The organism is Pseudomonas sp. BJa3 (assembly GCF_026343815.1).
Taxonomy (GTDB): domain Bacteria; phylum Pseudomonadota; class Gammaproteobacteria; order Pseudomonadales; family Pseudomonadaceae; genus Aquipseudomonas; species Aquipseudomonas soli.
The window spans coordinates 1-231 of sequence record NZ_JAOXMC010000598.1 but is presented as its reverse complement, the minus strand read 5'-3'; the positions used below and the strand labels follow the sequence as shown (position 1 = coordinate 231).

Here is a 231-nt window from a genome sequence, read left to right as displayed (position 1 = left end):
CAGTCGATGCAGTCGCCGAGTTGTTCGGGCACGAACTTCGGCAGCGGCTCCACCACCGCGCCGGCGCCGGCGAAGGTGATCGTGCCGTGCGCGCCGAGGCGCTGGTCCGCCGCACTCGGGTGCGCGTTGGCGCGCATCACGTAGTCGTAGGCGACGGCCGGCTCCAGCAGGCCGCGCACGCGTTCCAGCACGCTGCCCAAGCCGCGCGTGCGCGGTCCGCGTGGCTCGCCG

At 74.5% G+C, this 231-nt stretch carries 1 protein-coding gene; it reads right to left on the bottom strand.

The window, feature by feature from the left end; translation table 11 throughout:
• A partial coding sequence (locus tag OH705_RS28935; protein ID WP_267303664.1) for a hypothetical protein occupies positions 1-200 on the bottom strand: 200 nt, incomplete at its 3' end.
• Between the last annotated feature and the right edge of the window lie 31 nt (positions 201-231).